Annotated in this window: 11 protein-coding genes and 3 tRNA genes; 7 read left to right on the top strand and 7 right to left on the bottom strand. The window is 72.9% G+C overall.

What is annotated here, in order from left to right; genetic code table 11:
- Positions 1–73: 73 nt before the first annotated feature.
- From AB0I11_RS01160 to AB0I11_RS01145, 4 genes are all read left to right on the top strand, one after another.
- On the top strand, positions 74–862 hold the full coding sequence (locus AB0I11_RS01160; protein WP_357308672.1) for a polysaccharide deacetylase family protein: 789 nt from the start codon (positions 74–76) through the stop codon (positions 860–862).
- A 155-nt stretch (positions 863–1,017) separates the two neighbouring features.
- A tRNA-Glu gene (locus AB0I11_RS01155) sits at positions 1,018–1,090 on the top strand.
- Positions 1,091–1,122: 32 nt separating this feature from the next.
- Positions 1,123–1,196: transfer RNA gene (locus AB0I11_RS01150), tRNA-Asp, on the top strand.
- Between the two features lie 75 nt (positions 1,197–1,271).
- Positions 1,272–1,345, top strand: a tRNA-Phe gene (locus AB0I11_RS01145).
- A 220-nt stretch (positions 1,346–1,565) separates the two neighbouring features.
- Here the strand turns inward: AB0I11_RS01145 and AB0I11_RS01140 are convergent.
- Positions 1,566–2,096, bottom strand: coding sequence for a hypothetical protein (locus AB0I11_RS01140; RefSeq protein ID WP_357308667.1), 531 nt, complete (start codon positions 2,094–2,096; stop codon positions 1,566–1,568).
- Between the two features lie 238 nt (positions 2,097–2,334).
- Between AB0I11_RS01140 and AB0I11_RS01135 the strand changes: the two genes are divergently transcribed.
- A complete protein-coding gene (locus tag AB0I11_RS01135) occupies positions 2,335–2,835 on the top strand; it encodes a DUF402 domain-containing protein (RefSeq protein WP_357308662.1) in 501 nt (166 codons plus the stop codon).
- 117 nt (positions 2,836–2,952) lie between these two features.
- Here AB0I11_RS01135 and AB0I11_RS01130 read toward each other — a convergent pair whose 3' ends face one another.
- The 4 genes from AB0I11_RS01130 to AB0I11_RS01115 all read right to left on the bottom strand — a co-directional run bounded on the left by AB0I11_RS01130 (position 2,953) and on the right by AB0I11_RS01115 (position 5,032).
- On the bottom strand, positions 2,953–3,117 hold the full coding sequence (locus AB0I11_RS01130; protein ID WP_357308660.1) for a hypothetical protein: 165 nt from the start codon (positions 3,115–3,117) through the stop codon (positions 2,953–2,955).
- Complete coding sequence (locus AB0I11_RS01125; RefSeq protein WP_357308657.1) at positions 3,114–3,728, bottom strand: class I SAM-dependent methyltransferase; 615 nt, start codon at positions 3,726–3,728, stop codon at positions 3,114–3,116. The genes AB0I11_RS01130 and AB0I11_RS01125 overlap by 4 nt, the downstream gene beginning before the upstream one ends.
- A gap of 94 nt (positions 3,729–3,822) precedes the next feature.
- Entirely contained in the window at positions 3,823–4,035 is a 213-nt protein-coding gene (locus tag AB0I11_RS01120; protein WP_357308654.1) for a hypothetical protein, read from the bottom strand.
- A gap of 151 nt (positions 4,036–4,186) precedes the next feature.
- A complete protein-coding gene (locus AB0I11_RS01115) occupies positions 4,187–5,032 on the bottom strand; it encodes an MOSC N-terminal beta barrel domain-containing protein (RefSeq protein WP_357308651.1) in 846 nt (281 codons plus the stop codon).
- Positions 5,033–5,211: 179 nt separating this feature from the next.
- Between AB0I11_RS01115 and AB0I11_RS01110 the strand changes: the two genes are divergently transcribed.
- Both AB0I11_RS01110 and AB0I11_RS01105 read left to right on the top strand, forming a co-directional pair.
- The gene (locus tag AB0I11_RS01110) at positions 5,212–7,542 is read left to right on the top strand and encodes a helix-turn-helix domain-containing protein (protein ID WP_357308648.1); all 2,331 of its coding nucleotides are present in this window, start codon (positions 5,212–5,214) and stop codon (positions 7,540–7,542) included.
- Positions 7,543–7,727: 185 nt separating this feature from the next.
- A complete protein-coding gene (locus AB0I11_RS01105; RefSeq protein WP_357308644.1) occupies positions 7,728–10,841 on the top strand; it encodes a S8 family serine peptidase in 3,114 nt (1,037 codons plus the stop codon).
- 178 nt (positions 10,842–11,019) lie between these two features.
- Here the strand turns inward: AB0I11_RS01105 and AB0I11_RS01100 are convergent, their stop codons facing one another.
- Together AB0I11_RS01100 and AB0I11_RS01095 are read right to left on the bottom strand one after the other, a co-directional pair.
- A complete protein-coding gene (locus tag AB0I11_RS01100) occupies positions 11,020–11,457 on the bottom strand; it encodes a VOC family protein (RefSeq protein WP_357308641.1) in 438 nt (145 codons plus the stop codon).
- 102 nt (positions 11,458–11,559) lie between these two features.
- A complete protein-coding gene (locus AB0I11_RS01095; RefSeq protein ID WP_357308638.1) occupies positions 11,560–12,663 on the bottom strand; it encodes a hypothetical protein in 1,104 nt (367 codons plus the stop codon).
- Positions 12,664–12,768 lie beyond the last annotated feature (105 nt).

The following is a 12,768-nucleotide window of genomic DNA, read 5'->3' as shown; positions in this document are numbered from 1 at the left end:
GGTCTGCCCTTTCGGCGCTTCGTCCGCTACGGTCGGAAAGTCCGCGTACCCCGACCCCCTCTCGGGAGCGACGATGCGCCCACGCGCCGCGCTGGCGCTCGCCCTCGGCCTGGTCCTGTTGCTGACCGGCTGCGGCGAGCCCGGCAGAACGCCGCCCCAGGCCGGCGCGCCGCCGGCGGCGTCGGCCACCCCGGCACCCAGCCCCACCCCCACCCCGAAGCCCAGCCGCACCAGCCGCCCGAAGCCGACCCTCCGCCCGCTGCCGAAGACGCTCCCCGCCGGGCTGCGCCGGGGCAGCGGCGACCGGGCGGTCGCGCTGACCTTCGACGACGGGCCGGACCCGCGCTGGACGCCGCAGGTGCTCGACCAGTTGCGGGCCGCCCACATCACCGCGACCTTCTGCGTGATCGGCCGGCAGGCCCAGCGCCACCCGCAGCTCGTGGCACGGATCGTCCGGGAGGGCCACCAGCTCTGCAACCACAGTTGGCGGCACGACCTCAACCTCGGCCGGCGCCCGGTCGCCGAGATCCGCGCCGACCTGCTCCGCACCAACCAGGCGATCCGGGCAGCCGCGCCGCACGCCAAGATCGGCTGGTTCCGGCAGCCCGGTGGCCGGTGGACCGCCGAGGAGCTGACCGTGGCCCGCCAGCTGGGCATGCGGCCGCTGCACTGGAGCGTCGACCCCCAGGACTGGGACCACCCGACCGCCAAGACGATCATCAAGCGGGTGTCGGCGGCGGCCCGCCCCGGCTCGATCGTGCTCATGCACGACGGGGGTGGCGACCGGAGCCAGACGATCGCCGCGTGCCGGCAGCTGATCCCCGACCTCGACCGCCGGTTCCGGATCTCCAAGCTCCACTGACATAGGCTCTGACCTGCGGTTATGCCCGCAGGCGAGCCGGGGGCCATACCGGTTTGGCCGACCGACCGGGCATGGCATATGCTTCTCATGCCTCCGGCGGGGCCGGATGGGAGCAAGTCCGCTTGAAGTTGCGAGTGTGCAATGATGGCGGGGCCGCCCTCATCGTCTAGCGGCCCAGGACGCCGCCCTTTCAAGGCGGTAGCACGGGTTCGAATCCCGTTGGGGGCACGGTCCGGCTCAGCCGGATGCAACACCAGCCAGGTCCTGTGGAGCAGTTGGAGTGCTCGCCGCCCTGTCAAGGCGGAGGTCGCGGGTTCAAGTCCCGTCAGGACCGCAAGCGCTGACGCCGCGCCTATCCTGCGCGGCGTTCTGCGTATCGGCCCGTGCGGTAGCATGAGCCGAGCAACCCGGCCAGGTAGCTCAGTTGGTACGAGCGTCCGACTGAAAATCGGAAGGTCGGCGGTTCGACCCCGCCCCTGGCCACATAGCCTTTCGCCGGGCTACAGGAACGCCGACCAGCGGAAACGCCGGTCGGCGTTCTGCTTTACGCCCCGGAAACCCGGCTGTCCGGTCTACCCCTCTCGTTGACCCCGGCTGCGCGCCACGGTTACTGGCCCATGGATGGCCCGTGAGGCCACCGGCTTGCACGGGCGCTGCCAGGCTGCTTCCCTCGACCGATGTGCGCGTAGTCGGGGTCACGCCGTCAGCGTGAGCACGCAATGCCTTCGCCGGCAGGCTTGAAGCTGATCTCGATCAGTACGTCGCCGTAGGTGTGTGGGCCTGGCGTGCTATGCCACCCATACTCAAGGAGTAGACGGACCTTTTGCCCGTTCGTCACCCGATCGGCGCACCACCGATCTCCCCACTCATCCGAGATCGGAACCATCCTCCAATGACCCGCCGTCAACAAGGTGCGGTAGTGGTCAAGGACCGAATCCATTGACGCGCCCGGCGGCAAGCTGATGTCCGCCGTAACGTAGCGGGCCCACGGGTCGCTGTCATCGCCGCACGGAACCTGTTCGATGCGGTCGAGGGTGGTGCCGGGTGGAGGCGAGGTCAGCGCAGGATCTCGTGCCAACTGCTCGGCCAAACGGTGATCGCTCTCTGTGCACTCGACTTCCTCCGCCGGGCTGGCCGTCTTGATGAGTCCCTGCACGGTGGGGCCACACAGCGCCAGAACCCCGACCAGCAGCGCACCCACTACGGCGATGCGGCCGATGATCTGCTGAGGCATTCGCTGAGGGTAGGTAAGTACGCCGATGGCGGTCCAGCGGTCGCCTCAGACCCGGCGCAGATCGTGGACAGCGAAATGCAGGTCCACCTCATCGCCGGGCTCGAACCACAGGCCCTCGGCCCCCGGGCGCCCAGAACCTACCGGCCCCGCAGGGTCGGCACGAAAAGCCTGGGCCGCTCGCGGAAGCATGAGGGGGCGCCGGATCGCCACCTACTCCGTTTGCCCGTAGCGTTCTCCCGTGAGCGAGGTTCAGAACAGCCGGGCCATACGTCTATTCAAGATCAAACGGCCTGGCGGCGTCTTCTGGTTCGATCTGAAGCCGGTCCGTCAGGATGGTGACGGGACCTGGCTGCGAGGCCCGGCTGGTTCAGCATGGGGTGCTCCGCATGACAGTGGCGCTCTTGCCGTACCCGTCGTGGTCCTGCTCGCGGCGAACCGCCCCTGGGTTGCCTGGTGGGTTGGGGAGCCTGCCGATCGGCGGCTTGAGATCGACGTGTGCCTCCCACCGGAGCGGACCGAAGGAGGCTGGCGGTATATCGATCTCGAACTGGACCCCGTGCTTCATGAGCGGGATTCGCGCGTCGAGATCGAGGACTGGGACGAGTACGAGCAGGCATGCCGCGACGGCTGGATGAGCGCGGAGGACGCCAAGCTCGCACGGTCCACGGCCGAAGATCGGGCCGGGGCACTCCGGCGCCGGGACGAGCCCTGGCAGGAGCGCGGATGGCAGTTGCTCTAGTCCAGGCCGGCCTCCCCGATGCGCCGCAGACCAGCCGGTAGCCGACCATCCGCTCATCGCCGACGTCACCATGCGGAGTCAGCGGTGGCCGCTACCGTCGGAACGGCTCGGTCTCCGTCACCTGACCTTCGCCGCACGCAGCGTGTAGACCTGCGGGACGGGCTGCCCCGCCGCCAGACGGAAGTGGCCGCGGTCGTGCTCGTGCAGGAACTCCAGGTGCAGCCCGGCGGCAGCCAGGGCGCTCACCACGTCGCCGACGCCGTGAAGGAACTCGACCGTCACGCTTGCGGTGATGGGCGCGTCAGGGTCCGCGTAGGTGCCCGGCGCGTCCACGACGATCGGGTCGCGCTGGAAGTAGTCGCCCTCGACGGTACGGCCGTCGCCGGCGAGAACATCGGCGAACGGGTGGTACTCGGCCAGGTAGAGGAAGCCCCTGGAGCGACGAGGTCTGCCGCTGTCCGCGCCCAGCGGTCGATGTCCGGCAGCCAGCACAACGCGCCGAACCCGGTGTAGACGATGTCGAAGGTCCGCCCGTCGAGCGCCTGCACCGCGTCGTACACATCGGCGGTGACGAAGCGGGCGGTGGTGACGCCGATCTGCGCGGCGAGGTCCTCGGCTGCCGCCACCGCCGGTGCGGAAAAGTCGAGGCCGGTGACGACGGCTCCACGCCGAGCCCAGGACAGGGTGTCCAGCCCGATGTGGCACTGGAGGTGCAGGAGCTTCTTGCCAGTGACCGCACCGACCTCGGCCACCTCGAAGTCGTGCAGGGTGCTTCTGCCCGCGACGAAGCCGGGAAGGTCGTAGAAGGGACCGGCAACGTGGATCGGGACGCGCTCATCCCAGTTGGCACGGTTGGCCGTGCGCCAGTCGGCGGCTCCCGCGCTCCTCGTCATGTCGCAGCACGCTAATGAGCGGCCCGATCGCCGATCAACCTACTTACCGTCGGGAGCGACCCGGGCGATCACCGAAGAGCTGGCCGGCCTGACCCTAGACGCCCCAGGCGCCGACCCCACCCGCGCCGCTGCCCGCGCTGCCGTCGGTCGGGTTGCGGTGATCGTCGAGTCGCCGGCGCGCTTCGGTCGACGCCTGGAGGTCGCGGACCCGGCCGTCGTCGAGTGCCGCCTGCCGCCGGGAACGACGCCACAGCGAGACCGCCGCGACAACCGCCAACACGATGATCAGAACGATGAGCCAACGCATTGTCGACCTCCGTCCGTACGGCGACCGCGGTCCCGATTGACAAGCGGTGCGCATGTCACTGCGTTCAGTATGCGCAGCCCCGGTCGAACCGGCGGCCCGGCGACCCGGCCGCTGCGCGACGACACCGTGTCCGGCACCGGGACCGGCCCGGTCAGTCCAGTACCTGCACGGCGTCACCGACGCTGACCGTGCGCGCGGGGCCGGCGGACCCGGCCGGCTCGGCCTGGACCGTCAGCTGGAGACCGAAGAGCAGCTTCTGGCCGATGTTCCGCCGCGCGGCGAGCATCCGTAGCGGCTCCCGTCCGTGTTCCCCGGTCTCCTGGTCGATGGTGGCGACCAGGCAGCGACCGCACTCGCCGACGCCATGGAACACGGCGCCGCCGATCCTGATCCGCCGGCCGACCCACGCCCCCTCGGCCCACGGCGCGGCGCCGGTGACCACCAGGTTGGGACGGAACCGGGCCATCGGCAGCGGCCCCTCGGTGCTGCCCGATTCGAGCAGCCAGCCGTTGAACGCGTCCAGCGAGGCGGCATTGGCCAGCAGCAGCGGGGTGCCGTCGGCGAAGCTCACCTCCGCGCCGGTGCCCGCCGGTACCGGCCAGGGCACGCGGTTGCGGGTGGGCTCACCGAGCCAGACCAGCCGGGCCCGGCGCCCCAACAGCCGGTGCAGCCAGTCGTCCGCCTCGGGGCCGGCGGCGCGTACCGGTGCGGGCGGTCGCCCGCGAAACACCCGGACCTGGACCTCTTCGCCGTTGACCGGCTCGGCCAGGTCGAGCGGGGTCAGCCCCGGCGCGTCCAGGGTCAGCCCGCCCGGCCGGGGCACCGCCCGCACCGTCACCAGTTCCCGGTGCTGGCGCTGGGTGAGGCCGATCCCGTGCTCGTCCACGATCAGCCAGCGCCGGTCGCCGGCCAGGCCCCACGGTTCGACCCGCGCCGTGTCGCGGTCCGTCCGACGGCACCCCTTGACGGGGTACGTGTGAATCGAGGCGACTCGCATCCGGTCAGGATCGCACCGCTCGGGGCGCCGGCACTACCGGCCGTTCGGCAGGTCCGGGTGACCGCCACGTCCCGGCACCGCCGGCCACCGCAATCCACCTGCAACAGGGCCCGGATAGCCTGCACGTCGTCGGCCGCGAGCCCGCGGCCGTCACCGGCACCCGGGAGGCGGATCGGCGCTTGCGTCACCCCATCGCTGACCAGGCCGTCGCGGCCGGACGGCAGACCGTCGACGTGCGACAACTGGCCGCCCTGCTGCGCGAGCACCGGACGGCGGCGCGGCTCAGCCAGGAGACGCTCGCCGAAGCGGCCGGAGTCGCGGTGCGGACCGTACGCAATCTGGAGGGCGCGCGGATCGCCCGGCCGCGCCGCCGGACCGTGGAGGAACTGGCCAACGCCCTCGGCCTGACCGGTCAGCCGCGCGCCCGGCTGCTCCAGACGGTGCACGCGATGGGGCTGGCGCCGGCCTGGCAGCAGAGCAGCCTCCCGCCGGTGGTGCCCGACTTCGTGGGTCGGCAGGCCGAACTGGATCAACTGATCGCACAGGCACGGCACCTCGCCGGCCAGCCGGGCAACGCCACCGTGGTGATCAGCGGCCCGCCGGGGGTCGGCAAGACCACGCTGGTGGTACGCGCGGCGCACCTCCTCGCGGCGGAGCTGCCGGGCGTCGCGTGCCACGTCGACCTGCACGGCATGGACCTGACGCCGCTCTCGGCCGACCAGGCCATGGAACAGCTGCTCACCAGCCTCAGCGAGGGGCGCAGCGGTCCCTTGCCGACGAGCCCCGGCGAACGGATCGCCCGCTACCGGATGCTGACCGCCGCCCGCCGCGGGCTGCTGGTCCTCGACAACGCGGCCAGCGAGGACCAGGTGCGACCGTTGCTCCCGACCGGTCCCGGCTGGCTCACCCTGGTGTCCAGCCGGTTCGCCCTCGGCGGGCTGGACAGCACCTGCCGGCTGCGGCTGGCCGACCTCGACGAGGCGACCGCGAGGAGGCTGATCGAGGAGATCATCGGCGCCGATCGGGTGGCGGCCGAGCCGGAAGCCACCATCGAACTGGTTCGGCTCTGCGCCGGACTGCCCCTCGCCCTGCGGGTGGCCGGCAACCGGCTCGCCTCCCGACCGTCCTGGACCGTCGGCTGGCTGGCCGAACGGCTCCGCGACGAGACGCGCCGCCTCGACCAGCTGCATCCCGGAGAAACCCGGGTCCGGGCCGGGTTCAGCCTGTCGTACGACCAACTGCCGGAGATCGCGCGACGGACGCTGCGCCGGCTCGCGCTGCTGCCCTGGCCGGACTACTCCGCCGCGGCGGTGGCCCGGTTGCTGGCGGTCGACGTCGGCGAGGCGGAGGCGGCGCTCGAGACGCTCGCGGACGCCAGTCTCCTGTCGCCGGCGGCGGCACCCGGCCGTTACCTGCTGCACGACCTGCTTCGCGTCTTCGCCGCCGAACGCCTCGCGGCCGAGGAGCCGCCGGTGGACCGCGACGAGGCCACCGCCCGGGTACGGGCCTGGCTGCTCGCGATGGTCGAGGGCGCCGGCCCGTGGCTTGACCCCGACCCCAGGCGGGAGCCGGCCCCCGGCACCGGGTTCGGCAGCGGCCAGGCCGCCATGTCGTGGCTCACCGCGGAGCGGCACGGCTGGTGGTGGGCCGTTCGGCAGGCGGCGGCGGCCGGGCGGCACCGGGACGTGATCTCGGCCGCCGAGGCGCTCCACTGGTACTCGGACCGCTACCACCACGTCATCGACTGGTCGGCGTTGTTCGGCCTCGCCGTGTCGGCGGCGCAGGCCAGCGGTGACCCGGTCGCGGAGGCCGCGCAGCGCAACGCCCTCGGCTGGACCCAGGCGCTGGTGCTCGGCCGGCCGGCGGAGGCGGTCCGGCAGCACCGCGAGGCCTTCCGGCTGGCCGCCGAGGCCGGTGACCGGCGCAACCTCGGTTGGGCGTGCTTCTATCTGACCGGCGAACGCCATCGGGACGGCGACCTGGCGGGCGCCGTCGAGACCTGCGCCCGGGCGCTGCGGGAGCTGACCGGGGCCGGGGACCTGACCGGGCGCGTCATCGCGTCGTACACGCTGGCCGACCTGCGGCGGCAGCGCGGCGAGGCGACCGCCGCGATCACCCATCTGCGGTACGCCCTCGACGACTGGCAGACCGCCCTGGCGAATCAGCCGGCCGACCGTCAGCTCGCCAGTCGCCCCCTGCAGGGCTGGATCCACCATCGGCTCGGGCGTGCCCACGCCGACCTCGGGCAGTGGCCCGCGGCGATCGCCGCGATGGAGGCGGCCGGCGCCGACTTCGCGGCCGGCGGTGACCCGTTCGGTTCCGGTGAAGCCGCGCTCGGCCTCGCCGAGGTGCTGCTGCGGGCCGGCGACCCCCGGGGGAAGCGGGTCCTGCTGGACGCGGTACGGGGTTTCGAGGCCGACGGCGACCAGGGACGGGCGATTCGGGCCCGGCAGTTGCTCAACCTCGGCTCCGGCCCTGGCCCCGGCCCCGGTACGGCAAATTGCCGGTGATCTTGCCTGGTCGACCAGGGTGGCCGAACCTAGCGTTTCGGTGAACGTCATCCAGGTTGCCGACGACTGATCGCAGCCCGCCGATGGTGGTGGACCGGACCGGTCGGGTGGCGTCGGCATCTCCTCCGGATCGAGGAGTGCCCCGTGGCCTGGGAGCGCTCCCGGGCAGGAGTGGAAGGAGTCTCGTGACTACGAGCACGAGGAGAACCCGGCGCCGGAGGAGACTGGCGATACCCCTGCTGGTACTCACCCTGGCCGGCGCCGGCACGGTCGCCACCGCGGGCACGGCGTCGGCGGCGTCGACGGGTGCGGGCCGGGTGGCGGACAGCGGTCTCGACTTCGGACCGGCCAGGAACCGCGATCGGCTGGACCTGACCGGCGGCGGGGGCCGGACCGGAAAGTCCGACCCGCAGCGCAAGGCACCCTCCGGTCCGGCCCGGTACGTCGTCGAACTGGCCGACGAGCCGGTCGCGGCGTACACCGGCGAGATCCCGGGGCTGGCCCGGACCCGGCCGGCGGACGGCGGACGGCTGGCGCCGCACTCGGCGGCGGCGAAGGCGTACCGGGAGCACCTGGGCGCCCGGCGCAGCGCGGTGACCGAGGCCGCCCACGTCAAGGTCGACCAGGTTTACACCACCGCCTTCGACGGGTTCTCGGCGACGCTGACGCCCGCTCAGGTCGACGCGTTGAAGCGGGAGAAGCGGGTCCGTTCGGTCGTCGAGTCCCGGGCGTACAGCATCAACCAGGCCGCGCCGGGCACGGCCGACCCGACGCCCACCGCGCCGACCACCACCGCCCCGACCACCGGCGCTCCGACCGCTGAGGCGACCACCGGCGCGCCGGTGACCGGAGCGGCTACCGGCGCCGGGACGGCCCCCGCGCAGCAGCCGGCCGGGGCGAAGCCGGGCAAGGACACCGGCGCCGGGATCGTGATCGGCGTCCTGGACAGCGGCATCTGGCCGGACAGCCCGTCGTTCGCCCGGACCATGCCGGCCCCGCCCGGTTGGCACGGCACCTGCCAGACCGGCGTCATGTTCGTCGCCGAACACTGCAACGGCAAGATCGTCGGTGCCCGGTACTTCGCCGACACGTACCTCGCGGCCACCGGCGGGCTGCCGGACGGCGAGGTGCTCTCCGCCCGCGACATGGTCGGGCACGGTACGCACACCGCGTCGACCGCGGCCGGACTGCCGGTCGAGCACGTCACCATCTCGGGTCGGGACTTCGATTCGGTCTCCGGCGTGGCGCCCGACGCGCAGATCGCCGTCTACAAGGTCCTCTGGGGCGGCGCGGGGTACGACGCCGACATCATCGCCGGCATCGACGCGGCGGTGGCCGACGGCGTGCAGGTGCTCAACTACTCGATCGGGAAGCAGTTGGGTGACTGGGACCCCAACACCCCGATCGGTACCGCCTTCCTCAACGCCACGCTGGCCGGGGTCTTCGTCTCGGCGGCCGCCGGCAACGACGGCTTCAGCGGCGCGATCAGCAACGCCCAGCCGTGGGTGACCACGGTCGGCGCGGCGGTGACCAACGTGAACGAGGGGACCCTCCAGCTCGGCAACGGCACCAGGATCGCCGGTGCCTCGCTGGACGTCCTCCCCGGTGGCCGGCCCCGCCCGCTGGTCTTCGGCGAGCAGGCCGGCAACCTGGACGACGGCTCGGCGTACTGCTACGGCCTGGACCCGGCGAAGGTGAAGGACAAGGTCGTCGCCTGCGCCCTCGACGACCCGTACGCGGCGGTGGCGGAGGCCAGGGGCAAGGGCGCCACGGCGCTCGTCCTCTTCGACCCCGTGGGCAACTTCCGGGTCAACTCGATCTTCGACTTCCCGGTGCTCTACCTGAACAGCAAGGAACAGGCCGGCAAGATCTTCAACTACCTGATGCGCCACCCGACCGACGGCACCGCGGTGGTCACCTCCGGCGGTGACGGCTCCAGCGTCCCCGCCGGCGTGCCGAGCGTCGCCGACTACTCGTCCACCGGGCCGGACAAGACGCACAACGGGCTCATGAAGCCCGACCTGGTCGCGCCCGGCAGCGACATCATCGCGGCCGTCTCCCCGCCCGGAAACTTCGGCCGGTACTACGACGCGTACTCGGGCACCTCGATGGCGACCCCGCACGTGGCCGGCGCGGCCGCGATCCTGCGGGCGAAGCACCCCGACTGGTCGCCCGGCGCGATCGCCTCGGCGCTGCGGACCACCGCCGTCGACACCGTGGGCACCGACAACCCGCTGACCCAGGGCAGCGGTCTGCTGGCCCTGGACCGGGCCGACGACCCGGGGCTGGTCCTCGAACCGGCCGCCGCGGACCTGGTCGCGTTCGCCTCGGCGGCGCAGCCGGACGGCCGGGAGCTGAACCTGCCGTCGATCTCGTTGCGCGAGTACGACGGCACCAGGTCGGTGACGCTGACCCGCAAGCTGACCAACGTGGGCGGCAAGAAGGAGACGTACCAGGCCTCGGTCACCGGGCTGCCCGGCATGGAGATCAACGTGACGCCGAAGGTGGTCACGGTGCCGCCGGGCACGACCGCCACGGTCACCATCACACTGCGCCGCGGCAGCGCGCCGTGGGACCGCTACGTCACCGGCGCGATCACCTGGCGCAGCGCCGCCCACCAGGTGAAGGTTCCGGTCGCCGCCCGCCCGTGGGGCATCTCCCCCCGGCTGTACGACGACAACCTGGAGGACTTCAACCGGCTCACCACCGGCGCCTTCGGGTCGATGCAGCCGGGCTTCACCGGCAAGGTCTCCGGGCGGTCGACCGGCTACGCCCCCATCCGCTGGGACTCGTACTCGATGCCGGCCGGGGTCAACGGCGGGGTCTTCGACCCGGAGGCGCTCGGCGTGCGAACGCACACCTTCACTGTGCCGGCGGGCAGCGCCGGGATCGTGGTGGAAACCGCCACCGACGACCCGAACACCAACCTGGACCTCTGGCTGTACAAGGGCGACAAGCTCGTGTACCGGAGCGCCGCCAGCTGGCACAGCAGTGAGCGGGCCTGGGTCTTCATGCCGGAAGCCGGCACCTACACGGCGTACGTCTTCGCGCAGGCCTCCGGCGGCCCGGTCGTCGACTACCGGCTCGGCCACGTGGTCCTCGGCCGCGACGGCCGGTACGCCCCCGCCACGCTGGAGCTGCCGGCCCGGGTGGAGCGGGGCACGACCGCCTCGTACAAGCTCCGGCCGAACGCTGCGCTGGCGGAGAACCTGGAGTACTGGGCGTACACCGAGTTGTCCGCCGACGGGCAGGTGATCCCCGGACAGTTGGTCTCCACCGAGCAGTTCTGGTGGGAGTGACCCGCTGATTCCCCGCTGACGGTGGGGCGGAGCCGTCGGCTCCGCCCCACCGTCACGAGCACAATGGAGGCGATCGCAGCCGTGTGCGCCGCCGACGATGAGGGCGCCATCGCCGGGCTCTACGACAGCGCGGACCTCGCGGCGCCGGCTGAACTCGTGCGCTGAGCGCCCGCACGGACTACAGGACGTCGAACTCGTTGCCCTCCGGGTCGGCCATCGTCACGTGGTCGGGCGTACCGTCCGGCTCGTCCACCCGGAGCACGGCCCCGCCCGCCGCGACCAGCTTGTCGACCACCGCCTGGATCCGCGGCCAGCGCACGCCGGACGGCTCCTGCCGGCCACCGCCGACGTGGAGGTCGAAGTGCATCCGGTTCTTGACCACCTTCGGCTCCGGCACCTTCAGGAACGAGACACCGGGCCGGACGCCGTCCGGGTCCTCGATGAAGGCGCCGTCGTCCCACTCGTCCTCGGGAACCTTGCAGTGGATCTGCCATTCCTCCCAGGTGGCGAACCCTGCCGGCGGAGCGGCCGGGACGTATCCCAACGCGAGGCACCAGAACTCGGCCAGTTCGCGCGGGCGCGCGCAGTCGACGGTCAATGACCACTGCTCGGACATCCGCCCACCATAGGCCCCCGCCGGGAAGCGGCGGTGAGGTGATCGCGGTCCGCCTCGCGCCCGCCGGCACAACCTGGGTGACGAGCGCCGGCCGGACGTCGCTCAGCGCTTGGGTCGCTGCTGGCGGTTCTGGCCCATGCCGCCCTGGATCGCCTCCCACACACTCCGGCCCGCCTGCCGCAGCGTCTCCCCGGCCTGCCCGGCGAGCTGGGCCGCGCTCGGGCCGCTGGGCCGACCACCCTCGGACGGCTGCTGCGCCCCCGGTGCCTGCCCCGCACCCGCCGGCGGCCGCCCCCCACCGGCACCCTCGGATCCCGGCTTCGCGCCACCGGAACCAGCCTCCGGCCGGCCCTCCCCGCCGCCGGCACCACCCGCCGCGGGCTTCCCCGCGCCGCCACCGCCGGCTTCGTGCTCCCCGCCGGCACCACCCGCCGCAGGCTTCCCCGCGCCGCCGCCCGAGGGGCCACCGGACGAGCCACCGCCGGACGGGCCACCACCGGGCGGGCCACCACCCGACGGGCCACCGGGCGGGCCGCCGACCGACCCGCCGCTGCGAGGGCCGGCCACGGCCGGGCCGCCCACGGCCGCGCCGCCCACCGTCTCACCGGCCGGCGTCGGCCCGCCGCCGGCACCCGGTGCTGTCCGCTCGGCGTTACCCGTCGGCGGTTCGGGTGGCCGAGCCCCGGTCAACTCCGCCGACGCCGGTTCCGCGGTGTCGCCGCGGAGCGCCCGGTCGGCCACCGCGCCCACCATGCCGACCTGCTCGCCGCGCTGGTCGACCACGGGCGCGCCCACGCCGGCGAGCTTGCGGGCCTCCCGGTTCACGTCGTCGAGGGAGACCCCCGCCGACCGCGCGAGCGCCTCGATGACCTGCGGGTTCCGGTCGATGGTGGTGAGCGCCCGGTCGAGGATCTGGACCAGTTTCTCCAGCCGTACCTTGAGCAGCGCCTCGGCGCTCACGCCGGTGACGTCCAGCTCCACGCCCTCCAGGTGCACCCGGACGCCCGCGTCGAGCTGCACCAGGTTGGCCAGCCGGGCGCGCAGCGACAGGTCGGCGTCGAGCCCGTCGACCGCGAGCCGGATCTCGTCGACCCTCACCTCGGGGATGTCCAGCAGGACGTCCGGCTCCGGCGCGCCCTCGGGCCGGTGCCCCGGGCGCTCACTCGTCGGGTCCGGTCCCCGCTCGGTGGCTGCGCTCTCGCTCATGCTCCCCGCTCCCCGCTGGCCCGTCCGTCCGGGCCGGATCAGCCGCGGTTACCCGGTTTCGGCCGGCGCATCCGTCCCCGCCCGAGGATCGTCCGTGGACCGGTC

The organism is Micromonospora sp. NPDC050495 (genome assembly GCF_040655175.1).
In the GTDB taxonomy this organism is placed as follows: Bacteria; Actinomycetota; Actinomycetes; order Mycobacteriales; family Micromonosporaceae; genus Micromonospora.
Note: the sequence above shows the minus strand (reverse complement) of the source record. Positions and strands in the feature narration are given on the sequence as shown.

Coding starts and splice junctions, on each gene's coding strand:
- AB0I11_RS01115 (WP_357308651.1), bottom strand. CDS start 5,032: ATGCGAGTCGCCTCGATTCACACGTACCCCGTCAAGGGGTGCCGTCGG.
- AB0I11_RS01160 (WP_357308672.1), top strand. CDS start 74: ATGCGCCCACGCGCCGCGCTGGCGCTCGCCCTCGGCCTGGTCCTGTTG.
- AB0I11_RS01120 (WP_357308654.1), bottom strand. CDS start 4,035: ATGCGTTGGCTCATCGTTCTGATCATCGTGTTGGCGGTTGTCGCGGCG.
- AB0I11_RS01140 (WP_357308667.1), bottom strand. CDS start 2,096: ATGCCTCAGCAGATCATCGGCCGCATCGCCGTAGTGGGTGCGCTGCTG.
- AB0I11_RS01125 (WP_357308657.1), bottom strand. CDS start 3,728: ATGACGAGGAGCGCGGGAGCCGCCGACTGGCGCACGGCCAACCGTGCC.
- AB0I11_RS01100 (WP_357308641.1), bottom strand. CDS start 11,457: ATGTCCGAGCAGTGGTCATTGACCGTCGACTGCGCGCGCCCGCGCGAA.
- AB0I11_RS01095 (WP_357308638.1), bottom strand. CDS start 12,663: ATGAGCGAGAGCGCAGCCACCGAGCGGGGACCGGACCCGACGAGTGAG.